The following is a 25,910-nucleotide window of genomic DNA, read 5'->3' as shown; positions in this document are numbered from 1 at the left end:
GATGATAACATTTTCCAATACATATTTTGATAATGCCAGTACCAGTTGGCCAAAGCCGGTTGAAGTCGGTAAAGCGATGGATGAATTTCTCCGCAAGTTGGGAGGCACTTATGGCCGTGCTGCTTACGGACGTGTTTATCAGACTTCAATGATTGTTGAGCAGTGCCGCAATGCCATTGGTGAAATGCTGGGAGTTTCAGAATCAGGTAACATTGTGTTTACTGCCAATGCAACCGTTGGTTTGAATGCAATAATTTCGGGTTTGGATTTACATCGATGCGAAGTGTTGGTTTCACCGCTGGAACATAACGCCGTGATGCGCCCTTTGCAAAGGCTTTCAGAAAAAGCTGATGTTACCTGGAAATTGTTGCCGGCGGGAACCGACGGTCGGATTATTCCCGAAAAAGTTCCGGAAGTAATATCCTCCAAAACCCGTTTAATCATTGTTAATCACCAAAGTAATGTTAATGGTGTTTTGCAACCCGTGGATGAGCTTCGGCAATATACCGGACAAATTCCCTTGGTTGTAGATGTGACGCAATCGCTTGGCAATGAGCCCGTTCAAGGAGATAAGTGGGGCGCCGGTTTTATTGCGTTTACAGGACATAAGGGACTTCTTGGTCCCACCGGCACGGGTGGATTCTTTGTGAGGAATCCGGAAAAGTTGTCACCTTTTTTTTTCGGCGGTACAGGGAGTCGTTCCGAAAGTTTTGAAATGCCGCAGTTTTCCCCCGATAAATATGAAGCCGGAACCCATAACACGGTAGGTTTATCCGGATTACTGGCGGCATTAAATCATCGTCCCAAGCAGGAATGGACAAGAGAAAAATTTAAGGAATTGATTCAACGGCTCAGACGGATAAAAGATGTTCGGATTTTGGGTGCGGATGATTTTCAACATCAGGGAGGCCTGTTTTCGATAGCACATAGTGCTTACCCTCCGTCAACCATTGCCCGGCGGGTTTATGACAAATTTGGAATCGAGATACGTTCGGGATTACACTGTGCTCCACAGGCGCATAAATATCTGGATACATTTCCCACGGGGTCGGCTCGTTTTGCTTTTTCTCCATGGCATACCAATGATGATCTGGAGAAGCTGGGAGATGTACTTGAGGAGGTATTGAAGTAAGCTTCCCGATTTTATCGTCCCGTGTACTGGAAGGTTTTATTTAACCTTCTGTTTCCCGACCTCGAACATCAAAACTCGAACTTCAAACGTCTAACATTTCGCCAATGCCGATATTATTATTTACAAACGTGCATAAGGTCATGAAGGCGGATGCACTATGCCGTCAGCACGATATCGCTTGCCGTGTACTTCCGGTTCCGGAACATATTTCATCGGAATGTGGTATGTGCCTGGAGGTGGAGGCAGAAAACACAGAAAAGTGTAAAGTGGTTTTAAAAGAAAACAACATTCAATTTGAAATACATAATAAGGAGGATTTATGAGCAGTCAGGATACAGATTTGCTTAAAACCGTTGAATATGGTGGCTGTTCGGCTAAATTGCCCCCTGCCGAGCTGGCGGGAATTTTGTCTAAACTCCCGCAGATGCAGCATCCGAATATTATGGTTGATATCGAAACTCATGACGATGCCGGAGTATATAAACTAAATGATGAGACCGCCCTTATTTTCACTACAGATTTTTTCCCTCCAATTTGCTCCGATCCTTTCGAGTTCGGGGAAATTGCTGCTGCCAACGCGCTGAGTGATGTCTATGCTATGGGTGGGGCGCCTTTGCTGGCTCTGAACCTGCTCATGTTTTCATCTGCTCAGATGCCGATATCGGTTTTTGAAAAAATATTGGCTGGAGGACAAAGTAAGGTAAAGGAAGCCGGATGTCTGATAATGGGCGGGCATACCATTGAAGATCATCCTCCCAAGTATGGACTGGCGGTTGTTGGTACGGTTCATCCCGACAAGCTGATTACCAATGCTGCTGCAAAACCCGGTGATGTATTGATACTTACCAAACCGCTTGGAATAGGAGTGCTGGTTGCGGCACAACGGTTAAACATGGTTCGCGAAGATGCCTACCGTAACGGCATTGAACAAATGAAAGTTCTGAATAATTTTGGGCGAGATGTCATGGTTCGTCATGGGGTACGTTGTGCAACAGATATTACCGGATTCGGATTGTTAGGACATGCCCTTAAAATGGCTGAAGCCGGTAATGTGAGTCTGGCGATTAAAAGTCGTGATTTACCCATTATCGATCAGGCAGACCAGCTGGCAAATGATGGTTGTATTCCCGGTGCATCATTCAGGAACCTTAGTTATGTACAACCGCATCTTCATGTTGCAAAGCTTGTGGAACCCCATCTGAAAATGCTGGCTGCTGATGCTCAGACTTCCGGTGGATTATTGATGTGCGTTCCTCCGGATAAAGCACAGGATGTTCTTAATGATCTGAGATCAGCGAATATTCATAACCAGGCATCCGTAATAGGGGAGGTTATACCTAAAACCCGCAAATCAATATACCTTGAGTAATGTTAAGGTCTTTGTGTCTTTTTTGTTATTTTGCGATAACTTTAAGAAAAACAAAATAATGCAGAAACAGGAAATACAGTCTCTTTTGGAAGCTGAAGCTAAAGCGGTTGCTTCCATTCCGGTTACCGACGAATTCGGGAAAGCCGTCGATTTAATATACGAGTATGTCCATAAAAAAAAGGGTAAACTAATTACCAGCGGGATGGGTAAGGCAGGCCAGATTGCCAATAATATGGCCACTACATTCAGCAGTACCGGGACACCGTCCGTTTTTTTGCATCCCAGCGAAGCCCAGCATGGCGATTTGGGAATCATTCAGGAAAACGATGTTATGCTACTGATTTCTAACTCGGGGAAAACAAGAGAAATTCTTGAACTCGTTGACCTGGCAAAAGGGTTGAGACCCGATATCCCTTTTGTCGTTATCACCGGGAATAAGGATTCTTTACTAGCAGAGGCTGCAACAGCCTGTATCTTTACAGGTAACCCTCCCGAAGTTTGTGCACTGGGACTTACACCCACTACTTCAACCACAACGATGACTGTTATAGGCGATGTACTCGTGGTATTACTGATGAAGCGGATAGGATTTACCAATCACGATTACGCATTGAGGCACCATGGCGGTTATCTTGGCGACAAATCGCGAAAAGCTGCTGTTCTTGAAAAAAATAAAATAACTGGTATGGAACAATTCAATTTTAAAGCGTTACACAATGGATCAGATATTCGTGGCATTGCCCGCAAAGGTCTGAAAGGAGAACAGGTGAACTTTGGCCCTGAAGTGATAGAAAAACTCGGGCGTGCTTTCGTTATTTGGTTGCAGACATATTTTTCAGGGAAAGACAAACTGAGAATTTCCGTGGGGCGGGATTGCCGGCATAGCGGAGCAGAGTTGTCGGAGGCGCTTTGCAAAGGGTTGACTGTGGCTGGTGCCGATGTCGTGGATTTCGGACTTGCATCCACCCCCGCAATGTTTATGTCGACTCAGCTTGGCGACAATCCCGTTGATGCCGGAATAATGATTACCGGGAGTCATGCCCCTCAAAACCACAACGGACTGAAATTTTTTACTTCTGAAGGCGGACTTGATAAGAATGATATCAACGAAATTCTGGAATTAGCCGAAAATAATCCTCATAAAGTCAGGCACAAAGGGAGTATCGTGCGCGAGGATTTTATGAAAACTTATTCGGAGTATCTTTCCGATGTTGTTAAAAAGGGCGTTAAACACGCAGAAGTGTACGACAAACCTCTTGAAGGATTGAAAATCGTTGTTGATGCAGGCAACGGATGTGGAGGTTTTTTTGCTACCGAAGTACTTCAATCTCTGGGAGCTGATGTTTCTGAATCTCAGTTTCTCGAACCGGACGGTGATTTCCCCAATCATGCCCCTGATCCTGAAGATACAACAGCCATTGTTTCTCTTTCTAATAAGGTCAAAGAATCAAACGCCGATTTGGGTGTTATTTTCGATACTGATGTCGACCGCACAGGTTTTGTTGATGATACCGGTAAGCCCGTCAATCGTAATTCATTGATCGCCCTGATGTCTGCCATCGTTTTAAAGGAGCATCCCGAAAGTACCATAGTTACGGATTCCATAACGTCAGACGGATTATCCTGGTTTATCAATGAACATCTTGGCGGTAAACACCATCGGTATCAACGGGGATATAAAAATGTCATCAATGAAGCAGTACGGCTAAACGGGATTGGTCAGGAGACCTGGCTTGCCATAGAAACATCCGGTCATGCCGCTTTTAAAGAGAATTATTTTCTTGATGATGGCGCTTATACGGCAATAAAACTGATTATAACCCTTGCCAATTTACGTTCAAAGGGTAAACGGTTGAATGAATTGATAAAAGATTTGCCTGATTCTGTTGATAGCTGCGAGGTTCGTTTGATGATAACATCTTCCGATTATATTCAGGCGGGTTCCGATATTATTTCCGAAACAGGCATTATGGCAGGAAATAAGAGCAACTGGGATTTACTTCCCGAGAATTATGAAGGTGTTCGTGTTAAATGCTCGGGGCCAGGGCAGGATGGATGGTTCTTGCTGCGTTTGTCATTACATGATCCTGTTCTGGCACTCAATATTGAATCGAATGAGAGCGGTGGTGTTCAGAAGATTGCAGAAGAACTGTTCGACTTTTTCGGAAGATTTGAAAACCTTGATTTGTCTGCTTTTAAAAGATTTGGATTGTTATGAGAATATTAAAAGAAAATGCTTTGGCTATGGTTGTGGATGTTCAGGAAAAATTGTTTCCGCATATTCATGAATTTCAGCAATTGGAACAGAACATCTCGATATTGGTGGATGGCTTTAAATTGCTGAATGTCCCGGTTATCGTTACTGAGCAATATAAAAAAGGACTGGGAGAGACCATCCCTTCGCTGGCCAGGCTCGTAAAAGATTATCCGCCCAGTGAAAAAACAGCTTTTAGTTGTTGCGACGATCCCGGAATTATGGAGAAGATCGAAATCTCTTCAAAGCGGGACATCATTCTTGCCGGTATTGAAGCGCATATTTGTCTGCTTCAAACGGCAATCGACCTGAAAGAGAGGGGCTTTCGTCCTATAGTGGTAGAGGATTGCGTCGCTTCCCGTAACCCTGAGAACAAGCGCATTGCTATAACCCGTCTTGTTCAGGAAGGTGTATTAGTGACGAGTTACGAATCAATCCTTTTTGAACTTTGCCGTTATTCCGGTACGGAACAGTTTAAAGCCATTTCTAAACTGGTGAAATAAAGAAGCTGTTACGCATTTTTGGTTTAGGAGAAAATTTAACGGTCTGTTGGTATGATGTTATGCAGGAATTTTTGTAATTGTTCTGTTGTGTCAACAACTTTGTCGGCTCCGGCCTTCTTGAGCGTTTCTTTTTCGAGGGGCCCGGTATTGATGGCTATGGTATAGATTCCCGCATTAACGGCCGATTCAATGCCCAGTGGCGCATTTGTATAATACGCCATCCATGTCGAACAAAAAGGCTTCCGGTTTTACGGGCATTTTTTGTGGCATCGCAGAATTGATTTTGTAAGGCACCAAAAATACAAAAAGGGCGGGGGATTTTGAACTCCGGCACAGAAAAACATTTCTATATCTGAAAAAATTGGTATTTTAGCACATTCGTAAAAAGCCAAATCAAAGGTTGATATGCCCTTACCACAGATTGAAATTCAAACTTTGCTTCATAACAAATTGCCAAATCTTAAACTGGGAATACTCTATTCTCCTGTTTTGGTGACACCTTCCGGAGAGAATCTTGTTTCCGTACTGGATGAGCAGACAGAACAACCGGCCCGGCTGCTTGATGCTGAAACCATCAGGAATATGGAGGCTGTGAAAAGCGCCAGGGATGCCTACAAGGCACTCGGGAAAGATCCTAACCGGTACAGGCCTGCTGCTGAGTCGCTGTTGCGCAGGATAAGTAAAGGAAAAGGACTTTATCACGTCAATTCCGTGGTAGATTGTCTGAATCTTGCATCGGTTCGAACAGGTTATTCTATTTGTGGTTACGATTTTGACAAGATTGAGGGAGACGTTTCCTTAGGGATTGGTAATGCCGGAGAACTTTATGAAGGCATTGGAAGAGGTCAATTGAATATCGAGAACCTTCCGGTTTTCAGGGATGATAAGGGCGCTTTTGGAACGCCCACCAGCGATTCGGTACGCACTCTTATTGATGAGGATACTGAAAGGGTGTTGATGATTATCCCTGCTTTTGACGGTGACAGTGAAAGATTGAAAGCAGCCCTTGAGTTATTATCTGATTTGTTAATAAAGTACGTAAAAGGTGCTTCGCCTGAATTTCAAATAAAGTAAGAAACGAGTCCCGATAGCCCGGGAAGAGTTTTGTCAGGCCAATAACTTGTACTAATTGTAATATTATATGTTAGAAATATGCGCTCTGGCCTCGGGAAGTAACGGTAATTGTTATTATATTGGAAACCAAAAAGATGCAGTTCTTGTCGATGTCGGGATAAGCAGACGGCAGGTGATGGAACGTATGCGTGTGCGGGGGATAGATGCAACAAAAATACGGGCTGTTTTCATTTCGCATGAACATGCCGACCACTTTCGGGGTGTCAGGGTTTTGAGTAAGCAGTTGAATGTACCAGTTTACATAACCACGGCAACTTTTGAAAAAAGCTGGCGTCCCGATCGTCCTGCGAAAATTGTTAATTTTGAACCGGGGGATGTGGTTGATATCGGGGGGTTTAGAATCCATACGTTCTCCAAACAGCATGATGCTGCTCAACCGTGTAGTTTCAGGATAGAGTATGAAGGGACCAATGTCGGCGTAATGACAGACATTGGCGAACCTTGCCGGAACGTGACGGAGCATTTTTCAGCCTGTAATGCTGTCTTTCTTGAGTCGAATTACGACGAAGATATGCTATGGAACGGGCCTTATCCCTGGTATCTTAAAAACAGGGTAGCTTCGGAATACGGGCATTTATCAAACAATCAGGCCGTTGAATTACTAAAGCATTACGGATCGGAACATTTGGAAGTTGTTTTTCTTTCTCATTTATCGGCTGAAAATAACCGGCCCGAAATTGCGTTGGAAGCATTTAGTGAGTTGAATGCAAAGCATTGTGTAAGATTGACCAGCAGGTATGAACCTGCTGAAATTTACCGGCTGAAAGAGAATTTGCTGGTTCTATAACAATGAATCGGGCATTGGATCTTTGAGTGCAGTCTAAAAAACCTTTTGACCCCTGAATCCCCTAAAGGGGACTTTTTCAAACTGCTGATTTTTAGCAGTTCCCCTTTAGGGGTCAGGGGTAAAAATGGTAAAAATCAGCAGTTTGAAGGCTTTTTATACTACACTCATTTTTAGATATAAAATGTAAGACGATTCGTAGAATCTTGATATACTTTGTTCTATAAACTTATGACTCACTTCCGGGTCCCGCCTTTTTGTTTGAGGAATACGGAGCCTGAAGGGCTCTTATGTTTATAGATTATGTAAAATATAAAAGAGTGCGGTATAAAAAGCATATTTTTGTCAAAATCAAGGCGTTTTAAAATCCCAATGACCTGTTTCTATAATCAATTGTAATAAAATGGATTACAAGGATATTTTGATTAAAATCAGAAGAATTGTCCGTTCGATTAACCTCGAGTCGAAGAAAGTACAGAAAGACTTTGGTGTCAGTATTCCGCAGATTCTGTGTCTTGAATATCTGAAAAATTCACCCGGTTATCAGGCCACACAGAAATCCATTCGCGACCACCTGAATCTGAATTCGAGCACGGTTACAGGGATTATCGGCAGACTCGAAAAAAAAGGGTTTCTGGCCCGTTTACCCAAGTCGGGTGATAAACGGGTGATGCATATTGCGCTTACTTCTTCCGGAGATGCCCTGCTTGAGCAGACGCCCGATCTGCTTCAGCAACGTCTCGATGAAAAACTAAAGGGTCTCTCAAAAGAGGAACTTGAAAGAATTGGAAACACACTGGATCTTTTGATTGAAATGCTTGAAATTGAAAGCACAGCAAACGATGAGATGCCTCTTATTACCGGTGATTTCGAGCCTGAAGGAGGTAATGACCAGAATTAAAAGCAGTCACTGACACGAAGCATCTGCGTTTAAGTTCTGGGTGCAGTATAAAAAGCATATTTTTGTCAAAATCCAGGCGTTTTAAATTTTTGTGCCGGAATTAACTTGTTGTTAATGAGGATTCATTCGTACAAAATTAGTCTAAATTATTGGTCGAATGGAACTCGCATGATTGAGTTTTATACATGTTCTTTTGTGACAAATCTTGTCCTGCTCGTTTCAAAAATTTAAAACAACAACGAGTTTGGCAACAAAGATGCTTTTTAGATTGGGCTCAGTTCTTTATTTCCACTTCTGAACGATGAATAAGGTGATCAGCGAAGCCAATACTCCGGGAACAACGGGGTCAAATTCCCATGGGAGAGGTATGCCTGAGAAATGAAAGAATCCGAAAACGGCAGCACCTGCAGCCATAGAAAGAAGACCTGCATTGGGCTTCGGGTTTTTAAAGAAAATGAAACCTATTACCGGTGCAAACAATCCGCTTACCATAAATGAATAGGACAACAGCATTAAATCCAGGACACTTGGCATATACAGGGCAAGTGTCAATGCTAAAGCGCCTAAAACAAATGTCATTATCTGTGATACTTTCAGTGTGCTGTCCGATCTTTTATTTTAAAAATATCACTGACAAAATTTCCCGACGATGCCATCAGACAACTGTCGGCGGTGGACAGGATGGCTGAGAAATAAGATGCCAGGATTATTCCGAGTGCACCCGTTGGCAGGATATATTTTAACATCATGGGCATTGCCGTTTCACTGTCTATTGTTGCAGCTTCTGCACCGGGTATCACTCCCTGGTCAATCGATACTTTTGCCATTAGCCCCAGAAATACGCCAAGGAACGCCATTACCGGATATTCAAATAATCCGGCCAGAAACCATGCTTTTTGTGCTTCTTTCCTGGATGATGCAGCATATATTCGCTGATAAAGTGTCATCCCGATAAACCAGATAGGTATAATGGAAAATGCCCAGTTAACAATTACTGATCCTTTGATATTGGTTAATTGTAGCATTTCCTTATCAACGGATTCGCGCAGCACATCTAAACCACCTACGCTGTGTAGTGCAAAAGGAACGCCCACAAAGGTCAGCCCCGAGAGAAGTATTGCCCATTGAACGGTGTCGGTATATATAACGGCTTTGATGCCTCCTAAAGCTGTATAGACAACGGCAATTACTCCCATGATCAGAGCAGCATTGTTAACAGAAAGGCCGTCGATGGTACCTGCTGTAAGTTTTGCGCCGGCCAGTATCTGGCTGCTGGTAAATCCAAGGTAGCCAATGGCGCTGATAATGCCCGCCCAAAAGGCCACATTTTTCCCGTAATGATGACTGAGCAGCTGGGGAAAGGTCTGGAACTTACTTGTGAATGCGATTTTGTATACCCTGGGAATGAGGACAACGGCCGTCAGCCAGGCACCCACCAAACCTGTAAATAAAATCCATGAACCCGATAATCCCATAACAAAACCAAGTCCGCCAAGACCAATTGAAAAACCGCCCCCGACATCTGTAGCTACAACCGATAGTCCGAGGTGCCACCGCGTCATTTTGCGACCGCCTACAAAAAAGTCTTCCGTATTTTCATTTTTCCGGTGGAACCATAGTCCAACCATTAACATCGCAGCTAAATACAGGAAGATGATAATGAAGTCGGCTATATGCATAGTAACCAGATTTGTTTGGTTAAAAAATTACTTTTCGGCAGAAGACCGGCTGATTGTTTGAGCTCAGGTGTTAAACGATTTTATACCATACGTTCATGCTTTCTATTTGCCCGGCAATTTGCGTATTGTTGACCAGGGTACCTGTATAACGATAATGGTTGTTCATGAACGTTTTGTTCATAGAGGGTGATTTTAACCGGGCTATGGTGTAAAACGATTTAAAACCCTGCGTCATCAGGTAATCCTCCATAGCTCTGAGAAGATGAATGGCGATTTTTTTCCCCCTTTGAGATGGGAGTACTGCAAAATCAGTCATTTCAGCATTCTTTAGCCTTTCATTACATTCGGCCGAGCTTATCCCCACCAGTTCTCCATTTTGAAAAACCCCGAAATAACGGGTTTCTTCATGCATCTCTTTTTTAAGGAAACCGGCATCGAAAATCGGGAAAGGATAGCTGTCGAATACCTGCGAAAATACCGCTGTCATCTCCCCTGCATCTTCGGGGGTTAACAGTCTCAAAACATGGGAATTGTCTAATTCCGGAGCATCGGCATTTATGTCGGACAGGAGTAATTCCTGAAAAAGTTCCATCTCCTTTTTGTCGGGATTTCTGCGTTCCGGGTCATTATATTTCACGACGAACAAGGCGTCTTCGATACCGTTAAAAAAGCCCGGAACTATGGCTTCCGTTTCATAACCTGCCATACGGAATTGCGGCCCGAAACGGGATGGCACCTTGGCAAATAGTTTGGTGTACCCTTGGGTTTTTGCCAGGGTGTCCATCTTTTCGATAATTTCGGGAAAATCGGACGGCCACAAATCCATTAAATAGACGCGGTTGCTTTCACTACCGTGTTGAATGGTCGATTGTCCGATGCGTTCACTCTTGTCCATTATTGTTATCTCCTCTTCTTTGAATCCGTTCATTGTCCGATGGTACCAATGATATGGCTTCATCATAATCGGAAAGAAGCTTTTCGATGCCAATGGCATTTTCTTCATAGCCTTCCTGTAAATCCAACTCCAGATTGCAATTTTCACAATCACGGTTACATGTTGTCGGACTGTAGTTATCGGGCTCTTTGTAAGAAGTAATAACGCCCTCGTAGTTACGCAAAATAACTCTGTTGGTTGACCATGAAATGATGTAGTTAGGCATTACCGGAATTTTACCGCCGCCGCCGGGTGCATCAATCACGTATGTGGGTACGGCAAAACCACTGGTGTGTCCAATCAGACTCTCAATAATTTCAATGCCTTTACCAACGGGCGTACGGAAATGCGACAAACCTTCCGACAGGTCGCACTGATACAGATAATAGGGACGTACCCGGTTGGCCACTAATTTATGCACCAGGTCTTTCATAATACGGGGACAGTCATTAACATCGGCCAGAAGAACCGACTGATTACCCAATGGTATTCCGGCATCTGCCAGTTTTCGAAGGGCCTCTTTCGATGATGAAGTGATTTCCCTGGGATGATTAAAATGTGTGTTTATCCACAGGGGATGGTGCTTCTTCAGCATGTTTACCAGATTTTCGGTGATGCGGTAAGGCAAAACCACTGGTGTTCTTGTTCCGATACGGACTACCTGTACATGTTCAATTTTTTCGAGTTCGGTCAGAATCCAGTCGAGATAATCGTCCGAAAGTAAGAAAGGGTCACCTCCCGACAACAACACGTCGCGTACCTGTGGCGTTTTACGGATGTAGTCCAATCCAATCTCTATCTGTGATTTTCCCGGCACAAAGTCTTTGTCGCCGACCTTACGTTTACGGGTACAATGCCTGCAATACATAGCGCACACATTGCTGACATGGAACAAAACCCGGTCGGGATACCGATGTGTAATGCCGGGAACCGGACTATCGGTGTCTTCGGATAGTGGATCCCCCATTTCGTATGCGGTCACTTTTAATTCCCTGTTATCGAGAAAGGATTGCTTGTAAATGGGATCGTTCCGGAAATTTTCTTTTTTAATAAGAGACAGGTAGTAGGGTGTAATAGAGAGTGGAAATTTTCCTTTGGTTTCTTCAAGCTGTTTCTTTTCGTCGGCCGAAAACTTTATTCCCGTCAGTTCCTCAAATTTGTCAATGGTTTTTATCGAATGTTTCAGGTGCCACTTCCAGTCACGCCAATTCGATAATTCGGATGACGAATCAATCTTGTTTGCAATTCGTTGTTGATTTGCTGTGAAAATTGCCATAATATTCAGTTTGGTGAATAATCGGTTATTAACTGTTCATTTTGTAAATATCCTGTTATGAGTACAGTATAAAAAGCATATTTTGTCAAAATCAAGGCATTTTAATTTTGTACCGGATTTTACTTGTTGTTAATGAGGATTCATCCGTATGAAATTTATCTAAGTTATTGGCCGAATGGAACTCGCATGGTTGAGCTTTATACATACTCTCTTTTGTGACAATCTTTGTCATGCTCGTTTCATCTGTATGAAATTTATTTTTAAAGTCGGATAAAACTCGCGTGATTGATTTTATATATCAACTTTTGTAACAAACCTTGTCATGCTCAGTTCAAAAATTTAAAACAACAATGAGTTTGGCGGCAAAGATGCTTTTTAGACCGCGCTCAACATTTTAACACGATATTTTATGAATCAGTCAAATTAAGAATTAGAAAGAACATTGCAGATTGTTTCTGCGCCACAAATATAGTTAAAATATTTGGATTTCGAAATCTGATGAGCTGGTCAAAGGAAAAAACGAAAAAATATATATGAGATAATAAATAGATTGTTAGTATTTTATGAAATATATTGGACGAATCCAGGTTGCCTTGATGTTTTGTGTGAGAAAGGTTTTTATTTTAAATTTGTTGTATGCAAACTAATTGGTGTTAGTTCATAGAACCATCTTCTCTTTGGGGTATCCATTGTCCATATTTATATCAAAGTTATTGCTTCCTGAAGCTTTAGGATAACCAGGATGCAGGCATTTATCCATGTTCATGTTGCGGCACCCCTCGCCATGTTCGTTGGATTGGTATGGAGTTGGCATTTCAGGCTAGTCCAGATATTTGGTAATGATTTTCATATCAACCGGGTTGCAAATTTAAGCCAGGTCATATAAATTTATGAAACGAGCATGGCAAAGATTGCCTTAATAGATTATCAGATTTTTAGATATAAGCAATTTAGTCAGTAGTTTTTAGTCAGTAGCCAGTAGTGTGAACTATAAACACAACATACGTCTTTGCGTTTTAGCTTTTTTTACCAACCCCTGCAACACCACAGTTTGCCGGTATAAAGAAAAAATATTTATATTGTTGAAAAGAGCATGACAAGGTTTGTCTCAAAAGAATATGTATAATTAACCTCTAATCATCAAAGAAACCAAAAACAGGGAACAGATTCTTCGTCGTTACCTCCTCAGAATGACACCGGGCATCCTGTCACTGAGCGAAGCGAAGAATCTCTCTCTGATTGATAATTGTCAAATCTGTGTCAATCTGTGTAATCTGTGGTGAACTCTTAACCTTAATCTCAACCTCAACCTCAACCTCAACTTTAGCTGTTTGTCATTCTGAGCGGAGCGAAGAATCTACCATTAATTAAAGTATAATAAGTTGCATCATTCCAATAACTTAGACTAATTTTATACTGATGAAATTTATTTATGAGTGCAGTATAAAAAAACGTATATCTTTGTCAAAATCCTGGCGTTTTATATTTTTGTACCGGAGTTAACTTGTTGTTAATGAGGATGCAAATATTTAAAACAATAACGAGTTTGGCAACAAAGATGCTTTTTAGACCGGGCTCATCTATAATATTTTCTGGCCATAAAGTACTATTTACTGTGTTATACTTGTCGACAAGTACTCGTTTACGAAAAGTAAACTTCTTTTTTGGCGGTTTCGCAAGGCTTGTAACCGGCACTTTCTGAACAGACAAATGTTGTAAAATAGAAATATATTTGTTGATACCCAAATTCTTGCCTGCAAGAACTTAGGTGGTAATCAGATATCTAATCATCTTATATCTAAATATCTAATCATCTTATATTTAACTATCAAAATTATGATTATAGACACATTTGAGAATGCAGCACGCTATTACATGATACATCCGGCGCTTGAAATTGTGCTTGATTACATGGAGAATTTTGACATGACTGAATTTAAAGAAGGCCGTGTTGAATTGAATGGCGCTGATGTTTTTGTGAATTTGATGGAGCAGAAAACCAAATTGGAGGAAGAGGCCGTATGGGAGTCGCATGAACGTTACATAGACATTCATTATTTACTCGAAGGCGAAGAAAAAATTAAGTATGCCGAAGAATACAAAATGGATGTGGAAGTCCCCTATGATGAAGAAAAGGATTGTACTCTGTTTGCCGGGAGTGACGGTATGGATGTAAATCATCCCAAGGGTAGTTTTGTGATCTTTTTCCCCGGAGAGATTCATAAAGCGATGATAACCGATGGTATACCCTCGAGGGTCAGGAAGCTGGTTGGAAAGATCAGGATTGACGGCTAAGCTGCAAAAAAAATAAAAAGGTCAGGAAATATTTTGGCTTGGAAATCCGTCCAAAGGAAGGAAAAGCAAAATATTATCTGACCTTATTTTTTTGAAATCACCTATACAGTGTTGTCTTCAACAACACTATGTTAAAATCTGCGATTTCCCCGGTTTCTGTTGTTACCGAATGAACGGTCACGACCACCATCTCTGCCTTCACCTTTCGGGCGGGCTTGCTTAACTACAATCGGGCTGTTGTCAAAAAGACATTCATTGAGGTCTTTAATGGCCTTTTGAGCCGACTCCTCGTCTTTCATTTCAACAAAACCGAAACGCTTGGATGCCCCGGTGTCTCTGTCCATTATTACTTTAGCGGACACTACTTCGCCGTATTCGGCAAACAAATCATTTAAGTCGTCGCTGGTGGTAGCGGCGCTTAACTTAGCTACAAAAAGATTCATAAATTTAAATGTGTAATAAGTAAAAAAAAAAATAAAACTAATAGAAGTGTTGTAAGGGCAATCCAATGAAAATAAAAGAAGTTGCATTACAATTATCCTGACTTGTCTTTTGATCAGGATAAAATCTATTGACTGCAAAGAAACAACCTTTTTTTTATTTTTGGTCATGTTTGAGTGTGAAAAATATATAAAAAAGTAGATGAATTATGGAGTCAAAACCCTTTCATGCTGTTATTGTGAGCGTTATCACAATGTTAGTACCGGGCTGTATATCTGACCAGATCACTTTTGTGACCCGTCTGATCACGGGATATTGCTATTCGACCGGTCAAACCTGACAAATTTTTGGAGTATTTATTGGTATATTTACTGTTGGTATGGTATCAGGATGGTTCCTTTTATCCGCATGGGGAGCTTCAAAGCGTGCTTTCGTCGCGGCATTGTTATGTACATGACCCTGACTAAAAAGCATCTTTGTTGTAAAATCTAACCTGGACAAGCAGAACCAACAAGTTATAATAAATCAAATCAGAATTGGCCTGATAAGGTAATTGCTGCGCAATTCGTTGATCCCGGACAGAAAATGGCGTAGTCATTTTTAGATAACATTAGAAAATATTTTGCCGAAAACTCCTATTTTAGGAGTAACACACTAAAACTGTTTTCGGAAAATCCTGAAATGTGATTATTTTTGTGTACCATGAAACGAGCATGACAAGGTGTATCACAAAAGAACATGTATAAAACTTAATCATGCGAGTTCCATCAGACCAATAACTTAGACTAATTTTATACGGATGAAACGAGCATGACAAAGTTTGTCACAATAGAACATGTATAAAGCTCAATCATGCGAGTTCCATCAGACCAATAACTTAGACTAATTTTATACTGATGAAATTTTTGTGTGGTCTTTTTTAGTTGTACAGAAAAAATGATGAGCGCAGTATAAAAATCATATTTTTGTCAAAATTCAGGCATTTTAAATTTTTGTATCGGAGTTAACTTGTTGTTAATGAGGATACAAAAATTTAAAACAACACTGAGTTTGGCAATAAAGATGCTTTTTAGACCGGGCTCATAATAATGACCAAAAAATAATTTATTAAATTAAGCATGAAGCACATAACTTATATTTTTCTACTCTCTGTTTTTTGTACATTATCTTTCGGACAAACCAAAAATATTGAGCTGGAAGATTTCACCCGCAAGGGAACATTTCAGCCCCAATCAATCGCCGGGCTTCAGCCGATGAACGATGGCCGGTACTATACCATTCTTGAAGAAGACGGAACGAAAATTGTGAAATATTCCTACAAAACAGGGAAAAAGGAAGAGGTGATTTTTGATACCGGTAATATCAAAAGAAATCCCGATTCGGTTAAGCATATTACCGGCTACGAATTTAGTCCTGATGAAAGCAAAATACTCGTTTACAACGATGTTGAACGTATTTACCGTCGTTCTTTTCTCGCCCGTTATTACGTCTACGACAGGAGATACAGGGAGTTGATACCACTTGCCGATGAGGGCAAACAGCAGGTGCCGGCTTTTTCACCCAACAGCCAGATGGTTGCGTATGTGAAAGACAATGATATTTACCTGAAAAAGCTGCGTTTTGGTACCACCAGTGCCGTAACCGACGATGGTGAAAAAAACAGGATCATCAACGGTATTCCCGACTGGGTTTATGAAGAAGAGTTTGGCTACAACCGCGCGTTTGAATGGTCCCCTAACAGTGAAGACCTTGCATTCGTTCGTTTCGATGAATCGGCTGTCAGACAATATTCGTTTCCGCTTTACCAGGGAATGTATCCCCAAAGGGAAGAGTATGCGTTGTATCCCGGACGTTACGAATATAAATATCCAAAAGCGGGAGAGGAAAATTCAAAGGTATCGGTGCATGTTTTCAACGTAAAAAACCGCACTACCAAAACCATGGATATTGGAAATCCGGAAGATGCCTATGTGCCCCGCCTCAGATGGACGCCCGATCCGGACAAATTGGGGATCATCAAACTCAACCGTCTTCAGAATGAGCTTGAATTATATGTGGCCAATCCGGCATCGGGTGTTAGTAACGTGTTGCTGACGGTGCGTGAAGACAAATACATTGCTGAAAATGTTCTCGATAATATCCGGTTTCTTCCGGATGGTAACCATTTTGTCTATGTGGGACAGGAAGACGGCTACAACCATATTCATCTTTATTCCATGGCGGGCATTCAGATTCGCCAGGTAACCTCCGGCTCATGGGAGATCACCGATTTTTATGGTTTCGATGCCGACAATGAAGTTTTCTTTTTTCAGGCAGCTAAAGAATCTCCCCTGCAACGTGAAATCTATTCTGTTGACATGGAAGGGAAAGACCTGAAACGTTTATCCCCTGCCAAAGGATACAGCAGTGCTAAATTCAGCAGTGATTTCAGCTGTTTTATCAACACCTGGTCGTCTTCTTCGGAAGTTCCTCAAATAGCCGTTTATGAAAATGACGGCGATCTGGTAAGGGTGGTTGAAGACAACAGTGCCTTAAAAGAGAAACTTTCTGAATATGAAATTCCTCAAAAGGAATTCTTCACTTTTGAGACATCCGAAGGGGTTGAACTGAATGGATATATGATCAAACCCGTTGGTTTTGATAAGAGTATGCAATATCCGGTGTTGATGTCGCAATACAGCGGACCTGGCTCGCAGGAAGTTCTTGATCGCTGGCAGATGAACTGGGAGCAATACCTGGCATCGAACGGTTACCTGATTGTGTGTGTTGACGGACGAGGTACAGGTGCCCGTGGAGAAGAATTTCTGAAAACGACTTACCTGAAACTGGGGCGTTATGAGTCGGATGATCAGATTGAAACTGCCCGCTACCTGGGTTCCCTGCCTTACGTGGATGCTTCAAGGATTGGCATCTGGGGATGGAGTTTCGGGGGTTACATGTCGTCCATCTGTTTGAGCAAGAGCGATCTGTTTAAGGTGGGCATTGCCGTAGCACCGGTGACCAACTGGCGTTATTATGATACCATTTACACCGAGCGTTTTATGCGAACCCCGCAGATGAATCCGAAAGGATATGACAACAACAGTCCCATTAACATGGCCGGGGACCTTAGCGGCAAACTGTTTCTGATTCATGGAAGTGCCGATGACAACGTGCATTTTCAAAACACCATGGAATATGCCGAAAAGCTGATTCAGGCCGACAAACAATTCGATATGTTTGTTTATCCAAACCGGAATCACAGCATTTATGGCGGAAATACTCGTCACCATCTTTACGATATGATGAGTCGTTATATCTTCAATAACCTGTAAGAATTTTCATTCATGACTGACCCTGCTCGTTACTTTTTCGACAACCTGATTGCTATTGATGAGAATGATGCACTGACGTTATCCGGTAAGGTGAAGCGGTTGCGAATTTCGCTGGAACAATGCTGCAAATATTTGAGCCGGGATGACGGGATAACTTTTTCGAATCTGTTCGGACGTCTCGATTATGTTTGTAATAAACTGCAAACCGGGAACGACCAGAAGCAGCGATTGCACGAGTTCAGGATATTTGCCAATAAGGTTATTAAAGATCATTATGAGCCATCAGAGAAAGAGTATCTCAGAAGTTTAAAAGTTCTTGCCGGGGCCTACGGTCGTTTTTTCGGAGCGGAGGTGCCGGATGAAATAGAAAAGCTTTATCAGCATAAAGAAAACGAAACAGGGGAGGAGTATAAGAAACAATACCATGTTAATCCGAAAGGGTTTCGTGGCATGTTGCTTAAAATCGATCCCGACAAAAAGGAGCTTCTGGTACAACCCGATGTGGAAGGAGATTCGGTTCCCGTGGTGGTTTTGTACGGTATTAAAAATGTTAACGATGAGTTAACACCATCGGTGGAGTTGATGCGGCCGGGTCAGCAACTTCAACTGCTCGAAACGCATCGCAATGACGATGGCAAAGTGGTACCCGGCCTCATCATTCTGGAGCCCGATTATCTGCTTGATGTTACCTCGGTGGCAAAGTGTTTTCAAAATATTCAGGGTAAGAGAATCAGGGCTTTTGAACTTTTTTTTATCGGACGTTCCGAAATTCGTAAGCTCACGAAGGCCATCCATAAAGGGAATGTGGCCAACCTTTTTTTTGACGAGCTGATCAACGATGAAGATGGCTCAAATAAAGAGTTTCAGCAGGTCTTGCTGGACTCTTTCAGGGTGTTTCCGCTTCCGTATACTTCGCTCGAGGGTATTGACAAAAATTATTTTAATGAACTAGAGGAGCAGTTTAATAATCTGCGCCGTATCGTGAATGAGGATTTTCAAAAAGGCGACCATCGACCCGTTAACCGTACAAAAAGCAATCTGGAAGTTTCGTTGATGAGCCCGGAATTAGGGCTTCAGGGACGAATGGACCTGTTTGATGAGACACCTTCGGAGAACGATCATTATCAGTCAAAAATTATTGAGCTGAAATCGGGTAAACTCCCGTTTCCTTCGAATAACCCCTCGGTCGTGGCGGAAGATCATACAGCACAGGTACGCATGTACAACATGATGGCTCAGCGCGTTCTGGGACATCATCCCCAAAAAATTTTCAATGCTGTTCTTTATTCTTCATCACCCAACCAGGGCGAAGCATTGCGTTACGTGTCGCACTTCAGGAGCTTTGAAAGGGAGATTATCAATGTCAGGAATCAGATTGTGGCATGGGAATATCTGCTGGCTGCCGATAAAGAACCTTATCCTTTTTTTGAAAAGTTTTTTTTGTGATATTGATGTCAGAAAATACGGACTTAATCTCGCCGATCAGCGTTTTTCATGGTTCTTTGCTAAGTTTCTTGACTTCAGAAAACTCATTCTTGAAAAGATCACACCGCTCGAAAAGCAATATTATTTTGCGTTCTCATCGTTTATCAGTCGTGAAAAAATATTGAGTAAGGTTGGCGATGGCGAATACACCAAAGGATTATCAGCCCTGTGGAACAAGACCGACCTGACCGATGAGGATGCTTTCAACGAATTGCGCAATCTGAAAATCAAGATCAATAACGCCAACCATAAGAATGCTTGTATTACTCTCAGCCGGCCTGCTGGAATTAATCGTTTTATCAATTTCAGGCGGGGCGATATCTGTGTGCTCTATCCGCATGTTGACGAGCGGTCGCTGGCCACCCAACACCGTGTCCTGAAATGTTCCATTGAACGGTTGACCAACGAGGAGGTAACCGTTCGTTTGCGGCAGAAACAAAGTTCGCTAGACTACTTTGACAGTTATGAGTTTTGGGTGCTGGAACACGACTCGCTCGACAATAATTTTGAGCAGATGCAGTCGGGTCTCATCGAATTTCTGAAGATGCCGCCGGCCCGCCGGGAATTGTTACTGGGACTGAAGGCCCCTGAGTACAACGGGCACGCAATAAAACAATTTGTCACTTCAGCTGAAACGGAATACCTTGAAGAGAGCCGTGAAGAACAAAACAAAGTGTTGTCGGCTGCCTGGCATGCCACCGATTACTACTTGCTGGTGGGGCCCCCTGGAACTGGAAAAACCAACCTTTTTCTCAAACGGTTTGTAAAGGAACTGTATCACCAAACCTCGCTCAATGTTTTATTGGTCAGTTATACCAATCGCGCGGTTGATGAGATGTGCTCTTCGGTTCGTGGCATGGTTGATGACCAGATGATACGGATTGGCTCATCGTTGGGCTGTGACCCTGAGCATGAAGACCTGTTGCTGGATAATAAGATCAATGATCTTAAAAATCGGAGAGAGATTCGTCATCTTATAGAAAAAACCCGTTTATTTGCCGGAACATTGTCATCAATTTTGGGTAAGCCCGAACTTTTTGATCTTAAAAAATTCGACATCGCCATAGTAGATGAGGCATCCCAGATTCTCGAGCCGAACATCATTCACTTGCTGGGTCGTGTTAACCGGTTTGTGCTGATTGGTGACGAACGGCAATTGCCTGCCGTGGTGACACAATCGCCGCAGGAGTCGAAAATTAATGATCCCCGTCTGCATGCGATCGGCCTTTTCGATCGCCGCAACTCCTACTTTGAGAGATTGCTCCATCTCTGCAAGAAAAACGGCTGGGATCATGCCTGGGGCGAACTTACTTTTCAGGGTCGCATGCATCCCGACCTGGCAGAATTTCCCAACCGGCATTTTTACAACAACAAGCTGAAACCTGCTGCGCTTTCTCATCAGCAAGCGCCTTTGTGTCCGGAACACAATAGAGTTGAGGGAGAACTGACCCGGATGATCGCATCGCAGCGGGTGGTATTTATTCCTTCGGCCTTTTCGGTTCGCGAAATTTCAGAGAAATATAATACCACAGAGGCAAAGGTAATATGTAAGGTTTTGGAGATACTCAGAGAAATACATGGTTTCCGGGATGACTTCGAAATGGGCGACCGGACAGGCATTATTACGCCCTACCGTAATCAGATCGCCAACATAAGGGAGCACATGGAAATGGCCGGTTTCGGGTGTTTTGATACGTTACAGGTGGATACCGTGGAACGTTTTCAGGGTAGTCAGAAAGACTTCATCCTGGTCTCATTATGTATGAACAGTCCCTCCCAACTTGACTTTCTGGCACAGAGCCGCGTAATCATCGAAAACAAAACCGAAACGGGCCTGGAACCTGCCGTTGTTGACCGCAAACTCAACGTTACGCTCACCCGTGCACGTAAACAGATCATCCTTACCGGTAACGAAGCCGTTTTGGGACACGACGAGATTTACGGACGGCTGATTTCAGACATTCGCGACAATGGTGGTTATTTTCAACGTGGGGCGAGGTTTTTGGTGGAAGGGTGAAGGATAGTCAATAGTGGTTGGTCAATAGTGGTTAGTCAATAGTGGTTAGTCAATAGTGGTTAGTCAATAGTGGTTGGTCAATAGTCAATAGTCATATTGTTAGAGTGTTAGCTTGTTAAATTTGTTAGAGTGTTAACAACCCTACCCCCCGAACACTCTAACAATCCAACATATTATTAAGACCAGATAAAAATTATCATATTCTAACAATTTTACACTTTTAGATATTCCGATACTATTGTTTGTAAAAAATTGTTGTAAACGACTGATGTTTTGATGTTTACTGATCCATTTATCTGGTTTTCTCTTAACGGCTGTATTTTATGTATTTAGATAGTAAATTGTGAGTAAAACCGGCTTTGTTTGGAGAATAATCTCTTTTGTTATATTTGTGCTTCGTTAAAAGCGAATTATCAAATTTAAACACATTATACAAAATGGGATTAAACATTATTGTTCTTGCCAAGCAGGTGCCCGATACCCGCAACGTGGGCAAGGATGCCATGAAAGCCGACGGCACGGTGAACCGGGCTGCTTTACCGGCAATTTTCAACCCGGAAGACCTGAATGCTTTGGAACAGGCCCTCAGGTTGAAAGATAAATACCCGGGAACTAAAGTTACCTTGCTGACCATGGGGCCGGGAAGGGCGGCCGATATCATCCGCGAAGGCTTATTCCGTGGTGCCGATGGTGGTGTTTTGTTGACCGATCGTGCTTTTGCAGGATCAGATACGCTGGCCACATCTTATGCCTTGTCTTGTACCATCAGGGCAATAAAGGATTATGACCTTATTCTTGCCGGCCGTCAGGCCATCGACGGCGATACTGCCCAGGTTGGACCACAGGTAGCAGAAAAGCTGGGCCTTCCGCAAGTTACTTATTGCGAAGAAATATATAGTGCAGAAAAAGGCAAAATTTCCCTGAAACGGCGACTGGAGCGTGGTGTAGAAACTATTGAATGTCCTATGCCTGCTGTTGTTACCATTAACGGTTCCGCAGCTCCCTGCCGTCCGCGTAATGCCAAACTGGTCATGAAATTCAAGCATGCACAAACTGTAACTGAGCGGCAGAACCGGTCGGAAGATTATATTGATCTCACCAATGACCGGCCATATCTGAATATTGACGAGTGGAGTGTTGACGATATTGAAAGTGATAGAGAAAAACTGGGACTTTCAGGATCGCCGACCAAGGTGAAAAAAATCGAAAATGTGGTTTTCCAGGCTAAGGAATCCAGGCATATACAGGCCAATGATGAAGAGATTGAAGAACTTGTTAAAGAATTAATAGCCAATCATACCCTCGGCTAAGCGGCCAGAAGTTAAAATTAAAATCGAATATAAAATGGACAATATATTTGTTATTTGTGAAATAGAGGATGGGAAAGTGGCTGATGTGAGTCTGGAACTCCTTACCAAAGGTCGTTCTTTAGCCAATCAGCTGAATTGCCGGCTGGAGGCTATTGCCTTGGGACACAATTTGAAGGGCATTGAGGAACAGATTTTCCCTTATGGTGCCGATGTGGTGCATATCGGGGATGATAAGCGCCTGGAACCATATACTACATTGCCCTTTACATCGGTTGTTGTTGAACTCTTTAAAAAAGAGAAGCCACAGATTGCTTTATTGGGGGCAACAACCATGGGTCGTGATCTGGGGCCACGGGTCTCTTCTGCCCTGCAAAGCGGACTCACAGCTGATTGTACCGCTCTCGAAATTGGCGATCATGAAGATAAAAGAGCCAAAAAACACTATAAAAATCTTTTGTATCAGATTCGGCCTGCTTTTGGTGGAAATATTGTTGCCACAATCATCAATCCCGACCACCGGCCGCAAATGGCTACAGTACGGGAAGGTGTGATGAAGAAAGAGGTCTTTTCCAAAACACACAAAGGAGAGGTAAAAGTTATTGATGTTCAGAAATACCTGAAACCTGAGGATACGGTCGTTAAGATCATCGAACGTCATATTGAAAAGAACCGGATCAACATCAAGAACGCTTCAATTATCGTTTCCGGTGGATATGGTATGGGATCAAAGGAGAACTTTTCTATTCTTTACGAACTTGCCGAAGTATTGGGTGGCGAAGTTGGCGCTTCCCGGGCTGCCGTGGATGCCGGTTTTGCCGAACACGACCGTCAGGTGGGACAGACGGGTGTCACTGTACGGCCCAAGTTGTATATTGCCTGCGGTATTTCCGGGCAGATACAGCATACCGCGGGAATGGAGGAGTCGTCTATGGTGATTGCCATTAATAACGATCCGTCTGCACCCATTAATAAAATCGCTGATTTTGTTATTACCGGCGATGTAATGGAAACCATTCCCAAACTGATTAAGGCATATAGGAAAAATACCAAATAATTTTAGGTAATATCTGAATGTAGGATTTCGGACCGGAACCGGTTTTTTTGATTCTGCGTCTGATTAATAAAAGAGAAACAATGGCTAATTTTTTTACAGATAATCCGGACCTCAAATTTCATCTGACACATCCTTTGATGAAAAAGATTGTTGCCCTTAAAGAAAACAACTTTGAGGACAGGGACAAATACGATTATGCCCCGCTCGACTATGAGGATGCGATGGACAGTTATGAAAAAGTTCTCGAAATAGTGGGTGAGATATGTGGCGATATTGTGGCACCCAATGCCGAGGATGTCGATACGGAAGGACCAAAGATTGTAAATAACGAAGTAGTATATGCCAAAGGTACCCGGGAAAATCTGGATGCTCTCGTTAAGGCCGGCTTAATGGGCATTACGCTCCCCCGGGAATATGAGGGGCTTAATTTTCCGATTGTCCCATATAGTATGGCTGCCGATCTGGTGTCGCGTGCCGACGCCGGTTTCGTGAATATCTGGGGACTTCAGGACTGTGCCGAAACCATTCACGAGTTTGCCGATGAAGATCAAAAGATGCGTTATCTCCCACGAATTTCCAGGGGAGAAACCGCTGCAATGGCTCTGACCGAGCCGGATGCCGGCTCCGATCTTCAGTCCGTCCAGTTGAAGGCTACCTATAATGAAAAAGAGGGGAAGTGGTATCTTAATGGTGTGAAGCGGTTCATTACCAACGGGGATGGAAATATTTCACTGGTGCTGGCCCGTTCGGAGCCCGGAACGACAGATGGACGCGGTCTTTCTATGTTCATTTATGACAGGAATCATAAAGCGGTTAAGGTAAGGCGTATCGAAAATAAGATGGGTATCAAGGGGTCGCCCACTTGCGAGTTGGTATTTAACAATGCTCCTGCCGAGCTGGTAGGTGATCGCAAGATGGGGCTGATCAAATATGTAATGGCTCTGATGAATGGTGCACGCCTGGGAATTGGTGCTCAATCGGTAGGTATCAGTGAAGCAGCTTATCGTGAAGCTTTGGCTTATGCTGAAGAACGGAAGCAGTTCGACAAACCCATCATCAAATTTCCCGCTGTATACGAAATACTTGCTACCATGAAAGCAAAGCTGGATGCATCACGTACATTACTTTACGAAACAAGCCGTTACGTAGATATTTACAAAGCTTACATGCACCTTTCAGAAAAGCGTCAATTGACTAAGGAGGAACGGCAGGAGATGAAGTACTATCAACGTCTGGCCGACTTCTTCACTCCGCTTTTGAAAGGAATGAGCAGTGAATATTGCAACCAGCTTGCCTACGATTCTCTTCAAATTCACGGAGGTAGTGGTTTTATGAAGGATTATCCTATTGAACGCATCTACAGGGATGCCCGAATTACTACCATTTATGAAGGAACTACCCAGCTTCAGGTTGTTGCAGCTATTCGGGGCGTTACTACCGAAGTTTACCTGAAACGCATACGTGAGTTTGAGGCCATGCCGCTCAGACCCGAATTGCACGGCTTCCGCCGTACTCTGATAGGTATGACCGAAGAATATGAGCGTGCCGTGAAAAGCGTAGTGGAAGTAAAGGACAATGAATATCTTGATTTCCATGCACGTCGCCTGGTAGAGATGGCCGGTCATATCATCATGGGATATCTGCTTTTGCTTGATACCGAACGTGATGATAAGTTCCGAAATTCAACGGAGATATTTATCCGTATCGGAAGAGCAGAAAATCGTGCCAGAGCTGAATTTATAGCTAATTCATCGCTCAACGATCTGGGCTATTTCAAACAAATACAGGAAGCTTAATCTGTAATTGGGACTGCTGAAAAAGTCAATAGTTTTCAAATAAGTGAGGGAAGAGGCTGTCTGAAAAGTCCGTTTTTCTTTGTGATGTGCTCCGTGCACCTCCGTGTAACTAATTGAAAACAATACTTGCGACAGCAAGGATTGAATTCGGTTTTTCAAAGAATTACTCTTTAGACACCCTCTTCAAAAAGGCTCAAAACACTTATGCCAGCCTACTTCAGCAGTCCCAATA

The 25,910-nt window shown here is 42.9% G+C and carries 21 protein-coding genes; 15 read left to right on the top strand and 6 right to left on the bottom strand.

Annotation, left to right across the window (positions count from 1 at the left end; all coding sequences use genetic code 11):
• Window position 1 precedes the first annotated feature (1 nt).
• The 5 genes from ATH1_RS0100195 to ATH1_RS0100175 all read left to right on the top strand — a co-directional run bounded on the left by ATH1_RS0100195 (window position 2) and on the right by ATH1_RS0100175 (window position 5,258).
• Entirely contained in the window at window positions 2-1,132 is a 1,131-nt protein-coding gene (locus ATH1_RS0100195) for an aminotransferase class V-fold PLP-dependent enzyme (protein WP_010415932.1), read from the top strand.
• A 104-nt stretch (window positions 1,133-1,236) separates the two neighbouring features.
• Entirely contained in the window at window positions 1,237-1,455 is a 219-nt protein-coding gene (locus tag ATH1_RS0100190) for a putative Se/S carrier protein (RefSeq protein ID WP_029163876.1), read from the top strand.
• The gene (selD, locus tag ATH1_RS0100185) at window positions 1,452-2,501 is read left to right on the top strand and encodes a selenide, water dikinase SelD (RefSeq protein WP_010415928.1); all 1,050 of its coding nucleotides are present in this window, start codon (window positions 1,452-1,454) and stop codon (window positions 2,499-2,501) included. The genes ATH1_RS0100190 and selD overlap by 4 nt, the downstream gene beginning before the upstream one ends.
• A gap of 58 nt (window positions 2,502-2,559) precedes the next feature.
• A complete protein-coding gene (locus ATH1_RS0100180) occupies window positions 2,560-4,719 on the top strand; it encodes an SIS domain-containing protein (protein ID WP_010415927.1) in 2,160 nt (719 codons plus the stop codon).
• The gene (locus ATH1_RS0100175; RefSeq protein WP_010415925.1) at window positions 4,716-5,258 is read left to right on the top strand and encodes a hydrolase; all 543 of its coding nucleotides are present in this window, start codon (window positions 4,716-4,718) and stop codon (window positions 5,256-5,258) included. The genes ATH1_RS0100180 and ATH1_RS0100175 overlap by 4 nt, the downstream gene beginning before the upstream one ends.
• A 35-nt stretch (window positions 5,259-5,293) precedes the next feature.
• Here ATH1_RS0100175 and ATH1_RS0100170 read toward each other — a convergent pair whose 3' ends face one another.
• Window positions 5,294-5,479 carry an HAD family hydrolase gene (locus ATH1_RS0100170; protein ID WP_010415923.1) on the bottom strand — a complete coding sequence of 62 codons (186 nt, stop codon included), beginning with the start codon at window positions 5,477-5,479 and terminating at the stop codon, window positions 5,294-5,296.
• A 184-nt stretch (window positions 5,480-5,663) separates the two neighbouring features.
• On the opposite strand from ATH1_RS0100170, the gene ATH1_RS0100165 reads away from it, so the two are divergent.
• The 3 genes from ATH1_RS0100165 to ATH1_RS0100155 all read left to right on the top strand — a co-directional run bounded on the left by ATH1_RS0100165 (window position 5,664) and on the right by ATH1_RS0100155 (window position 8,077).
• On the top strand, window positions 5,664-6,332 hold the full coding sequence (locus ATH1_RS0100165; protein WP_010415922.1) for a B3/B4 domain-containing protein: 669 nt from the start codon (window positions 5,664-5,666) through the stop codon (window positions 6,330-6,332).
• Window positions 6,333-6,399: 67 nt separating this feature from the next.
• Window positions 6,400-7,179, top strand: coding sequence for an MBL fold metallo-hydrolase (locus ATH1_RS0100160; RefSeq protein WP_010415918.1), 780 nt, complete (start codon window positions 6,400-6,402; stop codon window positions 7,177-7,179).
• 400 nt (window positions 7,180-7,579) lie between these two features.
• Window positions 7,580-8,077: a MarR family winged helix-turn-helix transcriptional regulator gene (locus ATH1_RS0100155; RefSeq protein WP_010415915.1), complete on the top strand. Its 498-nt coding sequence runs from the start codon at window positions 7,580-7,582 to the stop codon at window positions 8,075-8,077.
• A gap of 282 nt (window positions 8,078-8,359) precedes the next feature.
• On the opposite strand, the gene ATH1_RS22060 is transcribed toward ATH1_RS0100155, so the two are convergent.
• The 4 genes from ATH1_RS22060 to kamA form a co-directional block, all read right to left on the bottom strand.
• The gene (locus ATH1_RS22060) at window positions 8,360-8,656 is read right to left on the bottom strand and encodes an SLC5/6 family protein (RefSeq protein ID WP_010415912.1); all 297 of its coding nucleotides are present in this window, start codon (window positions 8,654-8,656) and stop codon (window positions 8,360-8,362) included.
• Between the two features lie 14 nt (window positions 8,657-8,670).
• Window positions 8,671-9,756, bottom strand: coding sequence for a sodium:solute symporter family protein (locus ATH1_RS18655; protein ID WP_010415909.1), 1,086 nt, complete (start codon window positions 9,754-9,756; stop codon window positions 8,671-8,673).
• A gap of 70 nt (window positions 9,757-9,826) precedes the next feature.
• Window positions 9,827-10,684, bottom strand: coding sequence for a putative beta-lysine N-acetyltransferase (gene ablB, locus ATH1_RS0100145; protein ID WP_044114693.1), 858 nt, complete (start codon window positions 10,682-10,684; stop codon window positions 9,827-9,829).
• Window positions 10,638-11,966 carry a lysine 2,3-aminomutase gene (kamA, locus tag ATH1_RS0100140; RefSeq protein WP_010415903.1) on the bottom strand — a complete coding sequence of 443 codons (1,329 nt, stop codon included), beginning with the start codon at window positions 11,964-11,966 and terminating at the stop codon, window positions 10,638-10,640. The genes ablB and kamA overlap by 47 nt, the downstream gene beginning before the upstream one ends.
• 1,836 nt (window positions 11,967-13,802) lie before the next feature.
• On the opposite strand from kamA, the gene ATH1_RS0100130 reads away from it, so the two are divergent.
• Entirely contained in the window at window positions 13,803-14,261 is a 459-nt protein-coding gene (locus ATH1_RS0100130) for a NanQ anomerase/TabA/YiaL family protein (protein WP_010415893.1), read from the top strand.
• Between the two features lie 131 nt (window positions 14,262-14,392).
• On the opposite strand, the gene ATH1_RS0100125 is transcribed toward ATH1_RS0100130, so the two are convergent.
• Window positions 14,393-14,704 carry an RNA recognition motif domain-containing protein gene (locus ATH1_RS0100125; protein WP_016778507.1) on the bottom strand — a complete coding sequence of 104 codons (312 nt, stop codon included), beginning with the start codon at window positions 14,702-14,704 and terminating at the stop codon, window positions 14,393-14,395.
• A gap of 1,116 nt (window positions 14,705-15,820) precedes the next feature.
• Between ATH1_RS0100125 and ATH1_RS0100115 the strand changes: the two genes are divergently transcribed.
• The 6 genes from ATH1_RS0100115 to ATH1_RS0100095 all read left to right on the top strand — a co-directional run bounded on the left by ATH1_RS0100115 (window position 15,821) and on the right by ATH1_RS0100095 (window position 25,678).
• A complete protein-coding gene (locus tag ATH1_RS0100115; RefSeq protein WP_010415886.1) occupies window positions 15,821-18,016 on the top strand; it encodes a S9 family peptidase in 2,196 nt (731 codons plus the stop codon).
• A 12-nt stretch (window positions 18,017-18,028) separates the two neighbouring features.
• Window positions 18,029-19,462 carry a PDDEXK family nuclease gene (locus ATH1_RS22055; RefSeq protein WP_044114690.1) on the top strand — a complete coding sequence of 478 codons (1,434 nt, stop codon included), beginning with the start codon at window positions 18,029-18,031 and terminating at the stop codon, window positions 19,460-19,462.
• The gene (locus tag ATH1_RS22050) at window positions 19,443-21,518 is read left to right on the top strand and encodes an AAA domain-containing protein (protein ID WP_245531671.1); all 2,076 of its coding nucleotides are present in this window, start codon (window positions 19,443-19,445) and stop codon (window positions 21,516-21,518) included. Before ATH1_RS22055 ends, ATH1_RS22050 begins: the two co-directional genes overlap by 20 nt.
• 437 nt (window positions 21,519-21,955) lie before the next feature.
• Complete coding sequence (locus tag ATH1_RS0100105; RefSeq protein ID WP_010415883.1) at window positions 21,956-22,828, top strand: electron transfer flavoprotein subunit beta/FixA family protein; 873 nt, start codon at window positions 21,956-21,958, stop codon at window positions 22,826-22,828.
• Window positions 22,829-22,862: 34 nt separating this feature from the next.
• Window positions 22,863-23,882 carry an electron transfer flavoprotein subunit alpha/FixB family protein gene (locus ATH1_RS0100100; protein ID WP_010415880.1) on the top strand — a complete coding sequence of 340 codons (1,020 nt, stop codon included), beginning with the start codon at window positions 22,863-22,865 and terminating at the stop codon, window positions 23,880-23,882.
• 80 nt (window positions 23,883-23,962) lie between these two features.
• Complete coding sequence (locus tag ATH1_RS0100095) at window positions 23,963-25,678, top strand: acyl-CoA dehydrogenase family protein (RefSeq protein WP_010415878.1); 1,716 nt, start codon at window positions 23,963-23,965, stop codon at window positions 25,676-25,678.
• Window positions 25,679-25,910 lie beyond the last annotated feature (232 nt).

The sequence above is a fragment of the Anaerophaga thermohalophila DSM 12881 genome, assembly GCF_000191885.1.
Lineage (GTDB): Bacteria > Bacteroidota > Bacteroidia > Bacteroidales > Marinilabiliaceae > Anaerophaga > Anaerophaga thermohalophila.
The sequence above is the reverse complement of the archived record's forward strand: the minus strand, read 5'-3'. Positions and strand labels throughout refer to the sequence as shown.

Bases quoted from the DNA above. Each gene is read 5' to 3' on its own strand.
- ATH1_RS0100195 (WP_010415932.1), top strand. From the start codon at position 2: ATGATAACATTTTCCAATACATATTTTGATAATGCCAGTACCAGTTGG.
- ATH1_RS0100190 (WP_029163876.1), top strand. From the start codon at position 1,237: ATGCCGATATTATTATTTACAAACGTGCATAAGGTCATGAAGGCGGAT.
- selD (WP_010415928.1), top strand. From the start codon at position 1,452: ATGAGCAGTCAGGATACAGATTTGCTTAAAACCGTTGAATATGGTGGC.
- ATH1_RS0100180 (WP_010415927.1), top strand. From the start codon at position 2,560: ATGCAGAAACAGGAAATACAGTCTCTTTTGGAAGCTGAAGCTAAAGCG.
- ATH1_RS0100175 (WP_010415925.1), top strand. From the start codon at position 4,716: ATGAGAATATTAAAAGAAAATGCTTTGGCTATGGTTGTGGATGTTCAG.
- ATH1_RS0100170 (WP_010415923.1), bottom strand. From the start codon at position 5,479: ATGGCGTATTATACAAATGCGCCACTGGGCATTGAATCGGCCGTTAAT.
- ATH1_RS0100165 (WP_010415922.1), top strand. From the start codon at position 5,664: ATGCCCTTACCACAGATTGAAATTCAAACTTTGCTTCATAACAAATTG.
- ATH1_RS0100160 (WP_010415918.1), top strand. From the start codon at position 6,400: ATGTTAGAAATATGCGCTCTGGCCTCGGGAAGTAACGGTAATTGTTAT.
- ATH1_RS0100155 (WP_010415915.1), top strand. From the start codon at position 7,580: ATGGATTACAAGGATATTTTGATTAAAATCAGAAGAATTGTCCGTTCG.
- ATH1_RS22060 (WP_010415912.1), bottom strand. From the start codon at position 8,656: ATGACATTTGTTTTAGGCGCTTTAGCATTGACACTTGCCCTGTATATG.
- ATH1_RS18655 (WP_010415909.1), bottom strand. From the start codon at position 9,756: ATGCATATAGCCGACTTCATTATCATCTTCCTGTATTTAGCTGCGATG.
- ablB (WP_044114693.1), bottom strand. From the start codon at position 10,684: ATGAACGGATTCAAAGAAGAGGAGATAACAATAATGGACAAGAGTGAA.
- kamA (WP_010415903.1), bottom strand. From the start codon at position 11,966: ATGGCAATTTTCACAGCAAATCAACAACGAATTGCAAACAAGATTGAT.
- ATH1_RS0100130 (WP_010415893.1), top strand. From the start codon at position 13,803: ATGATTATAGACACATTTGAGAATGCAGCACGCTATTACATGATACAT.
- ATH1_RS0100125 (WP_016778507.1), bottom strand. From the start codon at position 14,704: ATGAATCTTTTTGTAGCTAAGTTAAGCGCCGCTACCACCAGCGACGAC.
- ATH1_RS0100115 (WP_010415886.1), top strand. From the start codon at position 15,821: ATGAAGCACATAACTTATATTTTTCTACTCTCTGTTTTTTGTACATTA.
- ATH1_RS22055 (WP_044114690.1), top strand. From the start codon at position 18,029: ATGACTGACCCTGCTCGTTACTTTTTCGACAACCTGATTGCTATTGAT.
- ATH1_RS0100105 (WP_010415883.1), top strand. From the start codon at position 21,956: ATGGGATTAAACATTATTGTTCTTGCCAAGCAGGTGCCCGATACCCGC.
- ATH1_RS0100100 (WP_010415880.1), top strand. From the start codon at position 22,863: ATGGACAATATATTTGTTATTTGTGAAATAGAGGATGGGAAAGTGGCT.
- ATH1_RS0100095 (WP_010415878.1), top strand. From the start codon at position 23,963: ATGGCTAATTTTTTTACAGATAATCCGGACCTCAAATTTCATCTGACA.